Origin of the sequence: Pseudomonas asgharzadehiana, assembly GCF_019139815.1 — a bacterium.
GTDB classification, from domain to species: domain Bacteria; phylum Pseudomonadota; class Gammaproteobacteria; order Pseudomonadales; family Pseudomonadaceae; genus Aquipseudomonas; species Aquipseudomonas asgharzadehiana.
The window spans coordinates 1,377,263-1,393,968 of sequence record NZ_CP077079.1 but is presented as its reverse complement, the minus strand read 5'-3'; the positions used below and the strand labels follow the sequence as shown (position 1 = coordinate 1,393,968).

Annotated in this window: 14 protein-coding genes; 7 read left to right on the top strand and 7 right to left on the bottom strand. The window is 60.7% G+C overall.

Annotated features, from left to right (window positions below; all coding sequences use genetic code 11):
• Window positions 1–2 precede the first annotated feature (2 nt).
• Window positions 3–1,022 carry an alpha/beta fold hydrolase gene (locus KSS96_RS06270; RefSeq protein ID WP_017526325.1) on the bottom strand — a complete coding sequence of 340 codons (1,020 nt, stop codon included), beginning with the start codon at window positions 1,020–1,022 and terminating at the stop codon, window positions 3–5.
• 182 nt (window positions 1,023–1,204) lie between these two features.
• Between KSS96_RS06270 and metR the strand changes: the two genes are divergently transcribed.
• On the top strand, window positions 1,205–2,122 hold the full coding sequence (gene metR / locus KSS96_RS06265) for a transcriptional regulator MetR (protein WP_017526324.1): 918 nt from the start codon (window positions 1,205–1,207) through the stop codon (window positions 2,120–2,122).
• Window positions 2,123–2,139: 17 nt separating this feature from the next.
• On the opposite strand, the gene KSS96_RS06260 is transcribed toward metR, so the two are convergent.
• From KSS96_RS06260 to nosR, 3 genes are read right to left on the bottom strand one after another with little or no spacing between them, the layout of a single operon-like run.
• Window positions 2,140–2,646 (bottom strand): GNAT family N-acetyltransferase, encoded by a 507-nt coding sequence (locus tag KSS96_RS06260; protein WP_017526323.1) that lies wholly within the window; start codon window positions 2,644–2,646, stop codon window positions 2,140–2,142.
• Entirely contained in the window at window positions 2,646–3,059 is a 414-nt protein-coding gene (locus KSS96_RS06255; protein WP_017526322.1) for an NUDIX hydrolase, read from the bottom strand. The genes KSS96_RS06260 and KSS96_RS06255 overlap by 1 nt, the downstream gene beginning before the upstream one ends.
• Before the next feature lie 40 nt (window positions 3,060–3,099).
• Window positions 3,100–4,401, bottom strand: coding sequence for a response regulator c-di-GMP phosphodiesterase, NosR family (gene nosR, locus KSS96_RS06250; protein WP_017526321.1), 1,302 nt, complete (start codon window positions 4,399–4,401; stop codon window positions 3,100–3,102).
• Between the two features lie 220 nt (window positions 4,402–4,621).
• On the opposite strand from nosR, the gene KSS96_RS06245 reads away from it, so the two are divergent.
• From KSS96_RS06245 to KSS96_RS06225, 5 genes are all read left to right on the top strand, one after another.
• Entirely contained in the window at window positions 4,622–6,496 is a 1,875-nt protein-coding gene (locus KSS96_RS06245) for a putative bifunctional diguanylate cyclase/phosphodiesterase (RefSeq protein WP_065877210.1), read from the top strand.
• A 25-nt stretch (window positions 6,497–6,521) separates the two neighbouring features.
• A complete protein-coding gene (locus KSS96_RS06240) occupies window positions 6,522–7,484 on the top strand; it encodes a cytochrome-c peroxidase (protein ID WP_217855822.1) in 963 nt (320 codons plus the stop codon).
• Between the two features lie 10 nt (window positions 7,485–7,494).
• The gene (locus tag KSS96_RS06235; RefSeq protein WP_217855821.1) at window positions 7,495–9,309 is read left to right on the top strand and encodes a DAHL domain-containing sensor histidine kinase; all 1,815 of its coding nucleotides are present in this window, start codon (window positions 7,495–7,497) and stop codon (window positions 9,307–9,309) included.
• Window positions 9,306–10,685: an ATP-binding protein gene (locus tag KSS96_RS06230; protein ID WP_017526317.1), complete on the top strand. Its 1,380-nt coding sequence runs from the start codon at window positions 9,306–9,308 to the stop codon at window positions 10,683–10,685. Before KSS96_RS06235 ends, KSS96_RS06230 begins: the two co-directional genes overlap by 4 nt.
• Window positions 10,686–10,842: 157 nt before the next feature.
• Window positions 10,843–12,462: an FMN-binding glutamate synthase family protein gene (locus KSS96_RS06225; protein WP_017526316.1), complete on the top strand. Its 1,620-nt coding sequence runs from the start codon at window positions 10,843–10,845 to the stop codon at window positions 12,460–12,462.
• Window positions 12,463–12,502: 40 nt separating this feature from the next.
• Here the strand turns inward: KSS96_RS06225 and KSS96_RS06220 are convergent, their stop codons facing one another.
• The 3 genes from KSS96_RS06220 to KSS96_RS06210 are packed head-to-tail and all read right to left on the bottom strand — an operon-like array spanning window position 12,503 to window position 15,355.
• Window positions 12,503–14,029: a glucosyltransferase domain-containing protein gene (locus KSS96_RS06220; RefSeq protein ID WP_065877213.1), complete on the bottom strand. Its 1,527-nt coding sequence runs from the start codon at window positions 14,027–14,029 to the stop codon at window positions 12,503–12,505.
• Complete coding sequence (locus KSS96_RS06215) at window positions 14,016–14,984, bottom strand: glycosyltransferase family 2 protein (RefSeq protein WP_065877214.1); 969 nt, start codon at window positions 14,982–14,984, stop codon at window positions 14,016–14,018. The genes KSS96_RS06220 and KSS96_RS06215 overlap by 14 nt, the downstream gene beginning before the upstream one ends.
• Window positions 14,981–15,355 carry a GtrA family protein gene (locus KSS96_RS06210; RefSeq protein WP_065877215.1) on the bottom strand — a complete coding sequence of 125 codons (375 nt, stop codon included), beginning with the start codon at window positions 15,353–15,355 and terminating at the stop codon, window positions 14,981–14,983. Before KSS96_RS06210 ends, KSS96_RS06215 begins: the two co-directional genes overlap by 4 nt.
• Window positions 15,356–15,579: 224 nt before the next feature.
• Between KSS96_RS06210 and KSS96_RS06205 the strand changes: the two genes are divergently transcribed.
• Complete coding sequence (locus KSS96_RS06205; RefSeq protein ID WP_017526312.1) at window positions 15,580–16,698, top strand: OpgC family protein; 1,119 nt, start codon at window positions 15,580–15,582, stop codon at window positions 16,696–16,698.
• Window positions 16,699–16,706 lie beyond the last annotated feature (8 nt).

Genomic DNA, 16,706 nt, shown 5'->3' with positions numbered 1-16,706 from the left:
CCTCACAACAGCTTCGCAGGCGCCACCGGTTCAATCTGCGCCCAGTGCGCCGCATCTTCACGATGGGCTTGCAGGTACGGCAACACCGCCGTCAGCAGCGGCGCCTTGAACGCTTCCTGGAAACGATGGGCCATGCCGGGAATCAGCTTCAGCTGGCTGCCCTGGATATGCGCGGCCAGGTGCACGCCGTGCATCACCGGCAACAACGGGTCGGCGGTGCCGTGCACCACCAGGGTCGGCACGCGCAGTTGGTTGAGCAGCGGCACGCGGCTGGGTTCGGCGAGGATCGCCATGATTTGGCGCTTCACACCGTCCGGGTTGAAGGCGCGGTCGTAGGACAGCGCCGCCTGGTGCAGCAACGCCTGGCGGTCGTCCTTTACCGTCGGGCTGCCGAGTGCGGCAAGCAAATCGGCCTGTTGCTCCAGGGCCACTTCACGGTTGGGCGCGCCACGCCGTGACAGTAGCTGTACCAGCGCCGCACTCGGTGCCGGCAAGCCTTCGGCGCCGGAGCTGGTCATGACCAGCGTGAGGCTCTCCACCCGCTGCGGCGCCATGGCCGCAAGATGCTGGGCGATCATGCCGCCCATGCTCGCGCCCAGCACGTGGAACTGCCGAATCTGCAGCGCATCCATCAACCCCAGGGCGTCATCGGCCATATCGGTCAGCGTGTAAGGCGCCGCCACCGGCAGGCCGAGTTTGTAGCGCAGCACTTCGAACGTGAGATTGGCAGTGGCCGGCGGCTGGCGCCAAGTGGACAGGCCCACATCGCGGTTGTCATAGCGGATCACCCGAAAGCCCTGCTGGCACAGGGCGACGACCACTTCATCCGGCCAGTGGATCAATTGCCCGCCCAGGCCCATCACCAGCAGCAAGGCCGGGTCGGACGCACGGCCGATACTCTGGTAGGCGATGCTCACCGTTTCCAGATCAACCGTTTGGGTCGGGACATTGACATCACATCGAGACGCCGCAAAAGACGGCAGGCCGAACAGGAAGGCGGCCAATAAAAGCAACACACGCATGAAAAACACCGAAACGCAGAACCCCAGTAGAGCGCGAGTCTGATGAACTTTGTTCAAGCGCGCTGCCACAGTTCGATGACAGTTTGATGAAGTGTGCCCAGTGGTCATGGTCGACACGCTTTGCAACATGAGACAAACTCACGCTATTCGTTTTCATCACAAATTGTCTTCATGGAGAGCCTGTGCTCGAGATCCGTCACCTCAAGACCCTGCACGCCCTGCGCGAAGCCGACAGCCTGGTGGAAGCCGCCGAGCGCCTGCACCTGACGCAATCGGCATTGTCCCACCAGTTCAAGGAGCTGGAAGAGCGCCTGGGCATGCCGTTGTTCGTGCGCAAGACCAAGCCGCTGCGCTTCACCAGCGCCGGTCTGCGCCTGCTGCAACTGGCCGACGCGACCCTGCCCTTGCTGCGCGGCGCCGAGCGCGATATCGCGCGATTGGCCGGCGGCACGGCCGGGCGGTTGCACATGGCCATCGAATGCCACAGTTGCTTTCAGTGGCTGATGCCGACCATCGACCAGTTCCGCGATGCCTGGCCCGAAGTCGAGCTGGACCTGGCCTCCGGTTTTGCCTTTGCGCCATTGCCGGCCTTGGCCCGCGGCGACCTGGACCTGGTGGTGACCTCCGACCCGCTGGAACTGCCGGGCATCACCTATGTGCCGCTGTTTACCTACGAAGCCATGCTGGCCGTGGCCAACCAGCACGCGCTGGCGACCAAGGCGTATATCGTGCCCGAAGACCTGCTCACCGAAACGCTGATCACCTACCCGGTGGAACGTGACCGCCTGGACATCTTCACCCGTTTCCTGGAACCGGCCGACGTGGAACCGGCTCAGGTGCGCACGTCGGAGCTGACGGTAATGATGATGCAACTGGTGGCCAGCGGCCGTGGCGTGTGCGGCATGCCCCATTGGGCGCTGCATGAATACAGCTCGCGCGGCTACGTGAAGGCCAAGCGCCTGGGCGAAAAAGGCCTGTTTGCGACGTTATATGCGGGGATCCGTGCGGACATGCTGGACGCGCCCTACATGCGCGACTTTTTGCTGACGGCCAAGGACACGTCGTTTTCGACCTTGGATGGGGTGAGCGCGGTGCGCTGATTAACCCGCTGTCTGAATCAATCGGGTTGGAGTTCGCGCCACATGTGGATCTTGTCGAAGTACTCAAGGCCCACCCGCACGGCCAACGGCTCCAGGCCGTACTGGATAAAACCGCACCGTTGATAGAGCGCAAACGCGGCATCGTTGCCGGCGGTGACGGTCAGTTGAATCACCTTGAGGCCCGCCCGTTGGCGCGCCTCACCCAGCGCCGCCTCCACCAACCGACGGCCCAGGCCGTGGCGCTGATAGGCCGCGTTCACGTACATACCGAACAACGTCACCTTGTGCCGGGCCTTTTCCCGGGGTTCGAAGGCCAGGCCGACGATGCCCGCCAGCCGGTCATCCGCAAACGCGCCGAACAGCCGGTCCAGCGGGTTGTCCAGGCGTTTTTCCCACCAGCTCAACGGCATCGACGCGCGCTCGGCCACGCTGGAGGTGAACGCTTGGGGATAAACCCCATACGCCTCAAGCATCAATGCCCGATAAGCCTGGGCATCACTGGCCACCAGCGCGCGTATGAGCATCAGGCCGGCGTAGCCAGTGAGGCGCGATAGAACGGCAGGATCAGGTCCCGCGTCAGTGGCGCCAGGTGCAGGCCGCCGTCGCCCGCCGGGTCGATCCAGCAGACTTCTTCGATCTCGGCAGCCGGGCTCAGCGCCCCGTCGACCTGAACCTGGAACATTTCAGCGTGTACGGTGCAACCCGGCTCGTTGGCCGCCGGCGCCGAGAACTGCCCGAGGTAAAGGGCGTGTTCCGGGTCGATGTGCAGGTTCAGTTCTTCGTGCAATTCACGCGCCAAGGCTTGCGCGGGTTGTTCGCCGGCGTCGATCTTGCCGCCCGGTTGCATAAACGCCTGAGTGCCGCGCTTGCGCACCAGCAGGGTCTGGCCGTCGGCATTGATCAGGAGCGCGGCGGCGATGCGGATAGTCGTGGGCATAGGATAAAAGCCATCGATTCAAACAATGAGGGAACGCAGCTCACGCCTCGTCCGGTTCCTTGATAAATACGCTGTACTTGGCGCCTTCCATCGCTTCGAACGCGATGAGTTTGTCCACCAGCGGCAGGTTCAGCACCTTGCCGGCGTTGAGCAGCAGCATGCCGTTATCGGCATTGAGGTTGCGCGCCAGCACCATGCCGGCCTCCAGCTCGCGGGTGCTCAAGGCTTTAACGGTCGGGTCGCCCAGGGTCACGTCGCTGAGGAACGTGGCGCAGGCCAGGACGAAGTCTTCGACCAGGTCCGGGTCGTAAAGGCGCCCGGCATATTTGCGGATATAAAGCAGCGCTTCATCGCTGTTCAAATGGCGCTCAAGGATCAGCCCCTTCTGCAGCTCAATGAAATCCACCGCGAGTTTCAGCAGGCGCGAGCCAAACGGAATCGCGTCGCCCTTGAGGCGGTCGGGAAAGCCAGTGCCGTCCCAACGTTCCTGGTGATGGCGAATCATCCGCGCCGCATCCTTCATCGGCTCCAGGGTCATCAACAGCGACTCGCTCTGGGTCGGGTAGCCACGGTACCGCTCGCGATCAGTGCTATAGAGCTTGTCGGCCGGCTCGTTCAGCATGCTGTCGCTCCAGCTCAGCTTGCCGATGTTGTACAGCGCGGCGGCCATCGCCAGGTCACGCGACGTGGCTTCGTCGATAAACTGGGCGGCGCAGTACACGCGCACCAGTTCGATCAGCGCGCGGTTGGTCTGTTTGGCCTTGGGCAGGCGCAGGTTGGCCAATAGCGAAAACACTTCGGTGCCGGTCACGTAGCTGCGCTTGAGCTCGTCGTAGGCCAGGTCGAGCATGTCGGCGGTCTGTTGCAGCTCACTGGTGCGCGCGGCCACGCGTTTTTCCAGGGTGGCATTGAGCGTCTTGAGTTGCTCGTTCTGCGCATGGGTCAAGCGTTCCAGGCGCTGGTGTTCCAGGGCCTGTTGCAGGATCAGCTTGAGTTCTTCGTCGTTCCAGGGCTTGGCGATATAGCGGTGGATCTGCCCGTCGTTAATCGCCTTGATGATCGTCGGCACGTCGGCATAACCGGTCAGCAGGATACGACTGGTGGTGGGGTACAACCGGTGCACCTCGGCCAACAACTGCGCGCCGTCCATGCCGGGCATGCGTGCGTCGCTCATCACCAGGTCGATGGGCTGGGCCGCCATGATCTCCAGGGCCTGGGCACCGCCGCCGGCGAGTACCACATCGAAAGGCTGGCCGCGTAACAGACGGCGCAGGCTGTTGAGGATCGACTCTTCATCGTCGACCAGCAAAATCGTGGGTTTGGTAGCGAGTTGTTCTTCCATGCCTGCGGCGCCTTCACATTAAACTGAATTGAGCTAGATTGAACCCGTGTGCCAAGCCGTCTTCCCTCGCTTTTGGCGCGGGGTTGATTTGACGCCAACTGGCCGTCAATTTCAAGGGAGCTGGACTATGCTGTCAAAGCAGCCCTGCCCCCCCGCTCAGAAGTAGAACCAAGGAAGGACTCGTTATGCCGTCGAACCTTTTGCCGTTGGGGATTGCGCCATGAACTCGGGTTCGGCACGCGCCAACCGGCGCATTTTGATCGTCGATGACACCGCCTCCATCCATACGGATTTCCGCAAGATCCTGTGTGCCGAGGCCGCGCACGAGCAGTCCCTGGACACCCTTGAAGAAACCCTGTTCGGCACCACCACGCCCCCACGCCAGGCGTTCATGCTCGACTCCGCCTACCAGGGCCAGGAAGCCCTGGCCCTGGTGAACCAGGCCCTGGCCGCCAACGCCCCCTATGCCATGGTGTTTATCGACATGCGCATGCCGCCCGGCTGGGATGGCCTGCAAACCATCGAACAGCTGTGGAACGTCGATCCCAACCTGCAAATCGCGTTGTGTACCGCCTATTCGGATTATTCCTTCGAGGCGATCGAAGCGCGGTTGAAGTTCAACGACCAGTTGCTGATCCTGAAAAAACCCTTCGACCAGCTGGAAATCCGCCAGATGGCCAGCGCCCTGACCTGGAAATGGCAGCTCGCCCAGGACGCCGCGCTCAAGGTCATCAGCCTGGAGCGCACCATCGAAGAACGCGTGCAGGAGCTGCTCAAGGTCTCGCACCTGTTGCAGTACGACGCCCTCACCCAGTTGCCCAACAGCACGCTGCTCGGTGACCGGCTGACCCAGGCCATGGCCCTCGGCCGGCGGCATGACACGCAATTGGCGGTGATGTTTATCGGGCTCGACCGCTTCAAGCGCATCAACAATGCCTTGGGGTATCCGGTGGGCGACGAGGTGCTCCAGCTGGTCAGCCAGAGCCTGGCCGCCAGCGTGCGCGAATCAGACTCGGTGTTTCGCTACGGCTCCGATGAGTTCGTGATCCTGCTCAATGATGTGCTGCATCCCCAGCAAACCCAGCACATTGCGCAGAAGGTGCTCATGGCCATCAGCGCCACCCGCCATGTCGCCGGGCATGACCTGAGCGTCACCGCCAGCCTGGGCATCAGCATTTACCCCAATGACAGCAACAATGCCGTGGTGCTGATCAAGCAGGCCGAAACCGCGATGCACACCAGCAAGGAACGCGGCCCGGACGATTTCAGCTTTTATACCGAAGACATGAACTTGCGCGCCCAGCACCAGCAAAACCTGGAAAGCGCCATTCGCCAGGCGCTGGAGCGCGATGAGTTCGTGCTGCACTACCAGCCCAAGTTGGCCCTCAAGTCCGGGCAGATCGTCGGTGCCGAGGCGCTGATACGCTGGTTTCAGCCGCGCTCGGGCTGGGTCAACCCGACCGACTTCATCCCGGTGGCCGAAGACAGCGGCTTGATTGTCCGCCTCACCCAATGGGTCCTGCGCCAGGCCTGCGAGCAAGCGCAAAGCTGGAATGCGATGGGGCTGCCGGCGTTGCCCGTCTCGGTGAATATCTCGGCCATCGACTTTCGCCAGCGCGACTTTATCGACAATCTGGCCACCATCCTCAAGGAAACCGGGCTGCCCGCCCACCAGTTGGAACTGGAGATCACCGAAAGCGTGCTGATGCAAAACGTCGACGACACCGTGGAGACCCTGCACAAGATCAAGGCCATGGGCGTACGCCTGGCCCTGGATGATTTCGGTACCGGTTACTCCAGCCTCAGTTACCTGCGACGTTTTCCCATCGACGTGCTGAAAATCGACCAATCGTTTGTGCGCGGCTTGAACGTCAACAGCCAGGACGCACAGTTGATCAGCGCGATCATCGCCATGGGCAAGAGCCTGGAGCTGAACATCATCGCCGAAGGCGTGGAGACCGCCGAACAACTGGACTTCCTCAGGGCCCAGGACTGCGAAGAAGGCCAGGGTTTCCTGTTCAGCAAGGCGGTACCGGCAAAAGATTTCGCCCAGTTACTGCAGATGGGCTGCGCCATGCCGATAACCCGTCTATAGCCCCACGCTTGCAAGGAGTGCTCGCTTGAGCGAAGTCTCGATTTACGGTTTCGGCCTGGCCCTCATCGTGGGCTTTGCCTTGCCGGCGATGGCCGCGCCGCTGGACGAGGCACTCAAACCCTTGCCGGCGGTTCCGGTATTGGACGCGGCCAAGGTCGAGTTGGGCCGCCGACTGTTCAACGAACCGCGCCTGTCGGTGAACAACACGCTGTCCTGCGCCAGTTGCCATCGCCTGGAGACCGGCGGCGCCGATGACAAGCCGTTCTCCCTTGGCTTTGACGGCAAACCGGTAGGGATCAACACCCCCTCGGTGTTCAACGCCAGCCTGAATTTCAAGCAGTTCTGGAATGGCCGGGTGGACACGCTGGAAGCGCAGATCGAACAGGTGGTTATCAGCCCCGTGGAAATGGGCAGCGACTGGAAAACCGTGGTGCACAACCTCACCGACCTGCCCCTCTACCAGCGCGCCTTCAGCCAGGCCTACCCCGACGGCGTCACCGCCGCCAATGTGCAAAACGCCCTGGCCAGCTATGAGCGCACGCTGCTCACGCCCAACTCACGCTTTGACCAATACCTGCTGGGCAATACCGATATCCTCACCACCCAGGAAAAATACGGTTACCAGCGCTTCAAGGAATACGGCTGCATCGCCTGCCACCAGGGCATCAACATCGGCGGCAATATGTTCCAGAAGTTCGGCGTAATGGGCGACTACTTCAAGGCGCGTGGCAACCCGATCGAAGCGGACCTGGGGCGCTACCTGTTGACCCAGGACGAGGACGACCGCCACGTATTCAAGGTACCCAGCCTGCGCAATGTCGCCGTGACCGCGCCGTACTTTCACGATGCGTCGGCCAACACCCTGGCTGACGCGGTGGATGTGATGTTCAAGTACCAGTTGGGGCGCAACCCGAGCCAGGAAGACAAAGACTTGATTATTCAGTTTCTCAAGACCCTGACCGGCGAATGGGCGGGCAAGCCTTTATGAGCAGACCGTCATGAGCTTCATCCGCCGCCACACCAGCTTGGTATTGCTCGGCCTGGTCGCCCTGTTGCTGGCCTCGACGCTAACGTTTCTGTACCTCAAATCATCCCGTGACCAGACGGCCAGCTACACCCAGTCGCGGGACTTGATCCGCCAGTTGCAGCAGCTCAATGCGCAGTGGGACAGCGAGGTGCTCAAGGCCCGTATCGCGATCACCCACAACTACGACCCACTGGTGACACCGCTGGCGGAAATGACCCGACTGTGGGCAGACCTCAACAACCGGGGGACGTACCACAGCCCGCAAGACCTGGCGCGCTGGCAGGCCAGCCATGCGGCTTACCAGGCCGCGATCCGGGAAAAAGCGCGGTTGGTGGACCAGTTCAAGTCCCACAACGCGGTGCTGCGCAACTCGCTCGCGTTTCTACCCACCGCCGAAGACGACATCCAGGCGGAATTCAATCGCATCGACGGGGAAGGCCGGCTGCAACTGCAAGGCGTGGCCACCGACACCTACGACCTGCTGCTCAGCAGCCTGGAGTTCGCCCAGGTCACCAGCGACGAACGCGCCGCCGATATCCTCGTGGGCCTGGGCAAACTGGCGATCAACAAAGAGCGCCTGCCCAGCGATTTCCAGGCCCCGGTGGAGATCCTCAGCAACCACATCTCGCTGATTCTGCGCGAACAGCCGGTGGTCAACACCTTGCTCGAACGCATTGCCGCCGTGCCTGTGGCCGAGCGCCTGGACGACTTGACCATCCACCTCGACCAGGACCAGCAAGCGGCGGACCTGAGCGACGATCAATACCACCGCTACCTGCTGATTTTCTCGACCTTACTGGTGGTGGTGCTGGTGTACCTGACGGTGCGCCTGCTGCGTAGCTTCGCCGAGATCAACCGGGTCAACCGCGCCTTGCAGGCGGCCAACGAAACCCTCGAACAACGGGTGGAGCGGCGCACCCAGCAACTCAAGGATGCACAGAGCGAACTGCTCGACAGCGCGCGCCAGGCCGGCATGGCGGAGATCGCCACCAACGTGCTGCACAACGTCGGCAACGTACTCAACAGCGTGAACATCTCCGCCGACATCGTTACCCGCAAGCTGCGCAGCAGCAAAGCGCTGGGCCTGGGCAAGGCCATGCAGTTGATCAACGAGCACCGGGGTGACCTGGGCGCGTTTCTCACTGAGCATGAAAAAGGCAAGCTGCTGCCCGACTATCTCAACCAACTGGTGGAGGCCATTGCCGTCGAACAGCAAGGCATGACCGACGAGCTGGCACAGCTGAGCAAAAGCGTCGACCACATCAAGGACATCGTCTCGACCCAGCAATCCTATGCCGGTGCGTCCACCCTGCTGGAACCGGTACACATCAGCGCCTTGATGGAAGACGCCCTGCGCATGAACGCCGGCGCGCTGAGCCGTCACAACGTCACGGTGGTCAAGGAGTATGGGCAGGTCCCGGAGATCATGGCGGACAAACATCGCCTGCTGCTGATCATGGTCAACCTGATCAGCAACGCCAAGTACGCCATGTCCAACCTCAGCGACCGGGCGCGGCAGATAACCCTGGCGGTCAAGCAACTGGAAGACAACACCGTGCAGATCAGCGTGAAGGACGACGGCGAAGGCATCCCCGCCGAAAACATGACGCGCATCTTTACCCACGGTTTTACCACCCGCAAGGAAGGCCACGGCTTCGGTTTGCACAGCTGCGCCCTGGCCGCCGTGGAAATGCATGGCCAGCTCAGCGCACACAGCGACGGGCCCGGCCTGGGCGCGGTGTTCACCTTGACGATCCCTATGACCCCTGCCGGAAGCCCCCTATGAACCAACCCCCTAACCGGCGCATTTTGCTGATCGACGACACCCCGTCGATTCACGATGACTTCCGCAAAATCCTGATGCCCGCCGTTGAGACCAACCAGGCGCTGGATGACATGGAGTCGGCGCTCTTCGGTGACACCAATGCCCCCACGGCGCAACCCTTTGACTTGCACTCGGCCTATGGCGGCGAAGAAGGCTTGCAATTGTTGACCACCGCGATGGCCGACAAACGCCCCTATGCCCTGGCATTTGTCGACATGCGCATGCCCCAGGGCTGGGACGGCGCCAAGACCATCGAAGAGTTGTGGAAAGTCGACCCCGGCCTGCAAGTGGTGGTGTGCACCGCGTATTCGGATTATTCCTGGGACGAACTGCTGCACCGCCTGAACGGCCACGACCGTTTACTGATCCTGAAAAAACCGTTCGATAACATCGAAGTGCAGCAGATGGCCAATACCCTGGCCAACAAATGGGACATGGCCCGTCGCGCCTCGCTGCAAACCGCGCACCTGGAACAGCTGGTTGAACAGCGCACCCAGGCGCTGCAAGTGGAAATCGACGAACGCAAGCAACTCGAAAGCCAACTGGTGCAGTCGGAAAAACTCGCCTCGCTGGGGCAACTGGCAGCAGGCGTGGCCCATGAGATCAACAACCCCGTGGGGTTTATCTCATCCAACCTCAGCACCCTGGACGGCTACTTCACCCAACTGCAACAGATGCTGGACGCTTACCTGCGCGCCGAAGAAAGCCTTGCGCCGGGCGAACAACGCGATCAGCTCAAAGCCTTGCGCAATGAGCTTGAGCTGGATTTTCTCAAGGACGACATACCGATCCTGATCCGCGAATCCAAGGAAGGCATCGGCCGCGTGGTGCAGATCGTCAAGGACCTGAAGAACTTCTCGCGGGTGGACAATGACCAGACCTGGCAATTCGCCAATCTGCAACAAGGCATCGATTCCACGCTGAACATCGTCGCCAGCGAACTCAAGTACAAGGCCGACGTGGTGAAACACTACACGCCGCTGCCGGAAATCGAATGCCTGGCCTCGCAGCTCAATCAAGTGGTGATGAACCTGGTGGTCAACGCGGCGCAAGCCATGGGGCCGGAACGCGGCACCATTACCATCAGCAATGGCGTGGAGGGCGAGAACATCTGGCTGGAGGTAGCGGACAACGGCTGCGGGATCAGCCCGGACACGGTGCAGAAAATCTTCGACCCGTTTTTCACCACCAAACCGGTGGGCGAAGGCACGGGCCTGGGGTTGTCACTCTCCTACGGCATCGTCAAGAAACACCGCGGCGATATCTCGGTGAGCAGCGAGCTGGGCAAGGGCACTACGTTTCGGGTGGTGTTGCCGATTCGGCAGACGGCGGCGTAGGGCCTGGCTCAAACGCGAACGTCGTGGATAAAAACAGCCCGCACGGTCTATGCGCAGCTGCGCAAATGCCTGGTTGAAAGCACACACGCTGTTTTCAATCGGCTGACAGGCGCAGAATGCCGCATCGACCTGCAGAGTCCGAACCCAAGGAAACCGTATGAGCCTGTCCTTGCTAAGCCGCTACGCCTTCTTTGCCGTGTGCGTCATTTTCACCCTCGCCAGCCTCCCCTTTATCGAACATGAATGGCTATGGCCCATCAGCCTGGTCACCGGCCTGCTGAGCCTGATCGGCCTGTTCGACCTGCTGCAAAGCCCCCACGCGGTACGCCGCAACTACCCGATCCTGGGCAATATCCGTTACCTGGTGGAAGCCATCCGCCCGGAAATCCGCCAGTACCTGCTCGAATCCGACAGCGACGCCCTGCCCTTCTCCCGGGCCCAACGCTCGCTGGTGTATTCGCGCGCCAAGAATGAAACCGCCGACAAACCCTTCGGCACCTTGATCGATGTGTACCAGTCGGGCTTCGAATTTATCGGCCACTCCATGCGCCCCGCGCCGCTGAGCGACCCCAGCGCGTTTCGCGTCATGGTCGGCGGCCCGCAGTGCACGCAGCCGTACTCGGCCTCGGTGTTCAATATTTCGGCGATGAGTTTTGGCTCATTGAGCGCCAATGCAATCCGCGCGCTCAACAAAGGCGCCCAGCTGGGTAACTTCGCCCACGACACCGGCGAAGGCAGTATCAGCCCGTACCACCGCGAAAACGGCGGCGACCTGACCTGGGAACTGGGCAGCGGCTACTTCGGCTGCCGCACCCGCGACGGTCGTTTCGACCCGGAACGCTTCGCCGCGCAGGCGCAGGACCCGCAGGTACGCATGATCGAAATCAAGATGAGCCAAGGCGCCAAACCCGGCCATGGCGGGATCCTGCCCAAGCACAAAGTGACCCAGGAAATCGCCGAAACCCGCGGCATCCTGATGGGTGAAGACTGTGTCTCACCGTCGCGCCACAGTGCGTTTTCCACGCCGATCGAGCTGATGCAGTTCATTGCCCAACTGCGTGAACTGTCCGGCGGCAAACCGGTGGGCTTCAAGTTCTGCCTGGGCCACCCGTGGGAATTCATGGGCATCGCCAAGGCCATGCTCGAAACCGGCATACTGCCCGACTTCATCGTGGTCGACGGCAAGGAAGGCGGCACCGGTGCCGCGCCCGTGGAGTTCACCGACCATATCGGCGTGCCGCTGCGTGAAGGCCTGTTGTTCGTACACAACACCCTGGTGGGCCTGAACCTGCGCGACAAGATCAAGCTGGGCGCCAGCGGCAAGATCGTCAGCGCATTCGACATCGCCAGTGTCCTGGCCATCGGCGCCGACTGGGCCAACTCGGCGCGCGGCTTTATGTTCGCCATCGGCTGCATTCAGTCGCAAAGCTGCCACACCAACAAATGCCCCACCGGCGTCGCCACCCAGGACCCACTGCGCCAACGCGCGCTGGTGGTGCCGGACAAGGCCCAGCGGGTGTTCAACTTCCACCGCAACACGCTCAAGGCCCTGGCCGAAATGCTCGCGGCGGCCGGGCTGGATCACCCTTCGCAACTCTCGGCCAAGCACCTGGTACGGCGCATGTCGGCCACCGAGATCAAACTGTTTTCGCAGTTGCACATCTTCCTCAAACCCGGTGAATTGCTCACGGGTGAAGTGAACGGCCAGTTTTATTCACGCATGTGGCAGATGGCGCGGGCGGATAGTTTTGAGCCGCGAGAAGTGGAAGCGGCATAACGCGAATACATGCGCCCATCCAACGATGGGCGACTGTGCATCAATCTCGCTTGAACTGCTCCGTGTAGTCCTCGGGATCGGCCCTGTACTTGAGCGTAATAAAACCACTGTCACCGACCACGCAGATTGCATAAAACGGATTATTCACAACGGTCTTGCACGGCTGTGTTTTCAGCGCATTTATCTCGGCCTGAAAACCCTTGAAGTAGCCATTCACAACGTTGGTTATACCGATCCTTGGAAAAAATTCCGGAAACAACATGGCATTCGAGCTACTTAAAATATAACGCTGCACCGGCATCTGCGTCATTGCGCCGTGGGCGCCAGGAATCCAATTGACCGACACCGGATGGGACAAATAGTAAAACACCTTCTTGGTATTAAGCTCGTTGTATGACATCAGGTCATAGGCAATATAAGTGGCCGTTGCAGTTTGCAATTCCTTCTTCGCTATCAGCACCTGACCATAGGCATAGCACAACGAAAACATGAAAACCGTCGGCACCACTAAGACACAGGTTGCGCTCTTGAACACGCGAATAAACAACTCATGACTCAGCAAAAACACAAACACCAGCACCACCGAAAATCCAATATAGTTTCGCGCATCCACATCATCCCCGACGAGCAGCAACATGACGCCAGGCACACATAAAGCGAGGATTGGAACGACCAAAAGATACAAGACGCTTATCACCGCTTTGCCAAGGATGCTTCCCGTCATCTCGGGAATCTGCTTGACCACGATCAAATAGCTGGTAGCCGCAGCCGCCAACAGTACAACGGCAATAGCCCACAGCACGGGGTTGAATAACAGCATCACCTTGTCCAGGGTAAACATCAGCTTGGCGCCGACTTGCTCCAGCCAGTAGCTGTCCAGCGGCAGGAACCGGCCGCGCTCACTGCTCGCAGACTGAAAGGCCGTGAGGAAATAAATCACCCCGCCCACTGTCAGTTGCAGGCCCCGGACTAGAACCGCCGACAACACATCCTTGACCGGAAGTTTGTTTCTAACACTCCACACAAACTCAACGACGCACAGCCCCACAAATACACTTACGGTCAGTTGATATAACCCCAGGACAACAGCAATCAACAGGGCCGAGACGGCACAGCGCAAGCCCGTGGATTTGGCATTATTGGTGAGTGCATAGAGAGCGGCTGCCACCGCCAACACCATTCCTGGCCCATCATATTGATAGGTCAGATTCCCCAGGAAAAACGGATTGCACAATAGCGGTAAGAACACCAGGCAGGTCATCAGCGAGGGTCGCGAAAAGAAGTACAACGTCACACTGGTCATCGCTGTAGCAATGACCAACATGGCTATCAACAGAGGCAGTGGGAACATATTTATCTTGGCCGGCGCGAACGAAAGGCCCTTGAGCATAAAATCCAGCAAGATTCGGCCCTGGTCGCGCCAAAGATCATATTCCAATAACAGCGATCGCCAGTTGTCGTCGATATACCGGAAATCGGCATGAATAACAGGAAACGCATACAGCATCGACGCTGCTAGGAAAAAACCAAAGACTTCCCGCCTGCTCAATACCCTATTGGCCCACATTGCTCACGTCCTCACATTCATTTCCTTGGACGGCCTGCCTCACTACCTCTTGCACCACATACCGCGGCCGATGCTTGGCCTCCATATAAATGCGCCCCACATACTCCCCCAATATGCCGATTCCTATCAGTTGCACCCCACCCAGAAACAAGATCGCCGTCATCACCGACGGATACCCCGGCACGTCATTGCCGAACAGCACTTTGTCCATCACCAGAAACCCCGCATACACCAGCGCCAGCAGCGAGATACAACCGCCGATATAACTCCACAACCGCAGCGGCACGGTGCTGAATGAGGTGATGCCGTCCAACGCCAGGTTCCACAGTTTCCACGCGTTGAACTTGCTCTGGCCGTTGCTGCGGGGGGCGCGGTCGTATTCGACGATGGCCACGCGAAAGCCCGCCCAGGACAGCACGCCCTTCATAAACAATTGCTGCTCGGGCAATGCCTTGATCACGTCCACCACCTTGCGGTCCATCAGCCGGAAGTCGCCGACGTTTTCTTCGATGTGGGTGTAGGCGATGCGGTTGAGCAGGTGATAGAACAGCGACGCGCTGTGGCGCTTGAGGTAGCCGTCGCTGACGCGATTGCGACGTTTGGCCAGCACCACATCAGCGCCTTTTTGCCATTCGGCAACCAACTGCGGGATGACCTCGACCGGGTCTTGCAGGTCCGCGTCGATGGGGATCACGGCGTCACCCGTGGCGTACTCCAGCCCGGCGAACAGTGCCGCTTCCTTGCCGAAGTTGCGCGAGAAGTTGATCAGCACCACGTTGCTGTCGGCCAGGGCAATCGCGCCGGCGTATTCGGCGGTGCGGTCGGTGCTGCCATCGTTGATCAGCACCATCTGCACGGTGTGGCCATGCAGCGTCGACTCCTGGCGAACGACGCGGTAGAACTCGCCCACCGCCTGTTCCTCGTTAAACAGCGGCACCACCAGCGAGATCCTCACCGCGCACGCTCACGAAACACCACCAGGCGCGAAAGCAGGAACCCCCAGACCAGGCTCACCAGCGAAAACACCAGCACCGTGACCAGCCCGGGCACGCGCCAGTGGTCGCCCAGCCAGCCCACGCCCAGGCTCAAACCGCCCAGGCACAACATGAACAGCCCATAGCGGGGCAGCGAGGCCGGCATGGCGAAGGTGTAGAGCGCATTCATATAAAAGGAGAACGACGCCGCCACGCAAAAGGCGAAGAGGTTGCTCATGGCCTGACTGAACTCGAACGCGGCCCTGAACACGAAAAACAGCTGCCAATGGATCACCGTGTTGGCGATGCCAATCACTGTGTAGCTGGAGAAGCCCTTCCACAGTCTGTTCATACCGTCGTCCTATTGCGGCTGAGCTCAGCAAGCCACAGCCCCGAGCGGTGCGTCTACTGTCAGATCTAACAGGTACGCCGCCTGCGCAATTGAGACATTCTGTAATACCCAACCTTTGCAATTGCTTACAAATCCCGCCAACCTGCGCCCGCCCGACGCACGGCGTATGACATCGGCGACGCCTTTCGGTCCTTACTAAACCCTTTGTTCAAGAGCCCGCTGCCATGCTGAACGGACGCGACCCGCGCATCGATTTTTTTCGCGGCCTGGCGTTGATCTTCATTTTCTGGGATCACGTGCCCCACAACCCCCTCGGCCAGATTACCCTGCGCAATATCGGCTTCAGCGATGCGGCGGAGGTGTTCGTGTTCCTCGCCGGCTACGCCTCGGTACTGGCCTATGGCAAGGTCTTGCAGCGCGAGGGTTATTGGATGGCCGGCCTGAAGATCCTGCGGCGCACCTGGGTGTTGTACGTGGTGCATATCTTTTTGTTGGCGATCCTGATGGGCATCGTGTTCTTCGCCAACAGCAAGGTGGAAACCCGCGACCTGGTCCAGGAGATGGGCTTGACGCACTTCATCACCAACCCGCAGCAAGCCCTGACCGATGAGTTGTTGCTGCGCTTCAAACCCAACCTGATGGACCCGCTGCCGCTGTATATCGTGCTGCTGGCCGGCCTGTCGCTGGTGCTGCCGTTGATGCTGCGCTACACGGGGGCGGTGGTGGCCGTGTCGGCCACCGTGTATTTACTGGCGCCCTGGATGGGCTGGAACCTGCGCGCGATTGCCGACGGTGTGTGGTACTTCAACCCGGTGACCTGGCAGTTGCTGTTTGTACTCGGCGGCGCGGCGGCGCTACATGCCGGCCGGCCGCGCCCGGTGAAACCCCGTGGGCTGTGCAGGCAACCGCTGTTCATCGTGGCCGCCGCCTATGTGCTTGCCGCAGGCGTGATCACCCTGTCCTGGCGTTGGCCCGAGGTCCACGACGCGTGGATGCCGCCCGCACTCAGCAACCTGCTCTACCCGATCAGCAAGACCGACTTGTCGCCGGTGCGCTTGCTGCACTTTTTGGCACTGGCCTATGTCACCGCCAAACTGCTGCCGGGCCGCGCCTGGACAGAGCATTGGCTGGCCCGGCAAACCTGCCGCATGGGGCGTTTTTCCCTGGAGGTGTTTTGCCTGGGCGTGCTGCTGGCGCCGTTGGCGGACATGGTCAACGCGCTGGCCGGTGATGCCTTCGTCATGCAGCTTTTCACGGCGCTGGTGGGCGCCGGCTTGATGGCGCTGCTGGCGGCCTGGCTGGAGCTGAACAAGCGGTTGAGCCAACACCCTCAGAGTGCCTAGGCCTCTTT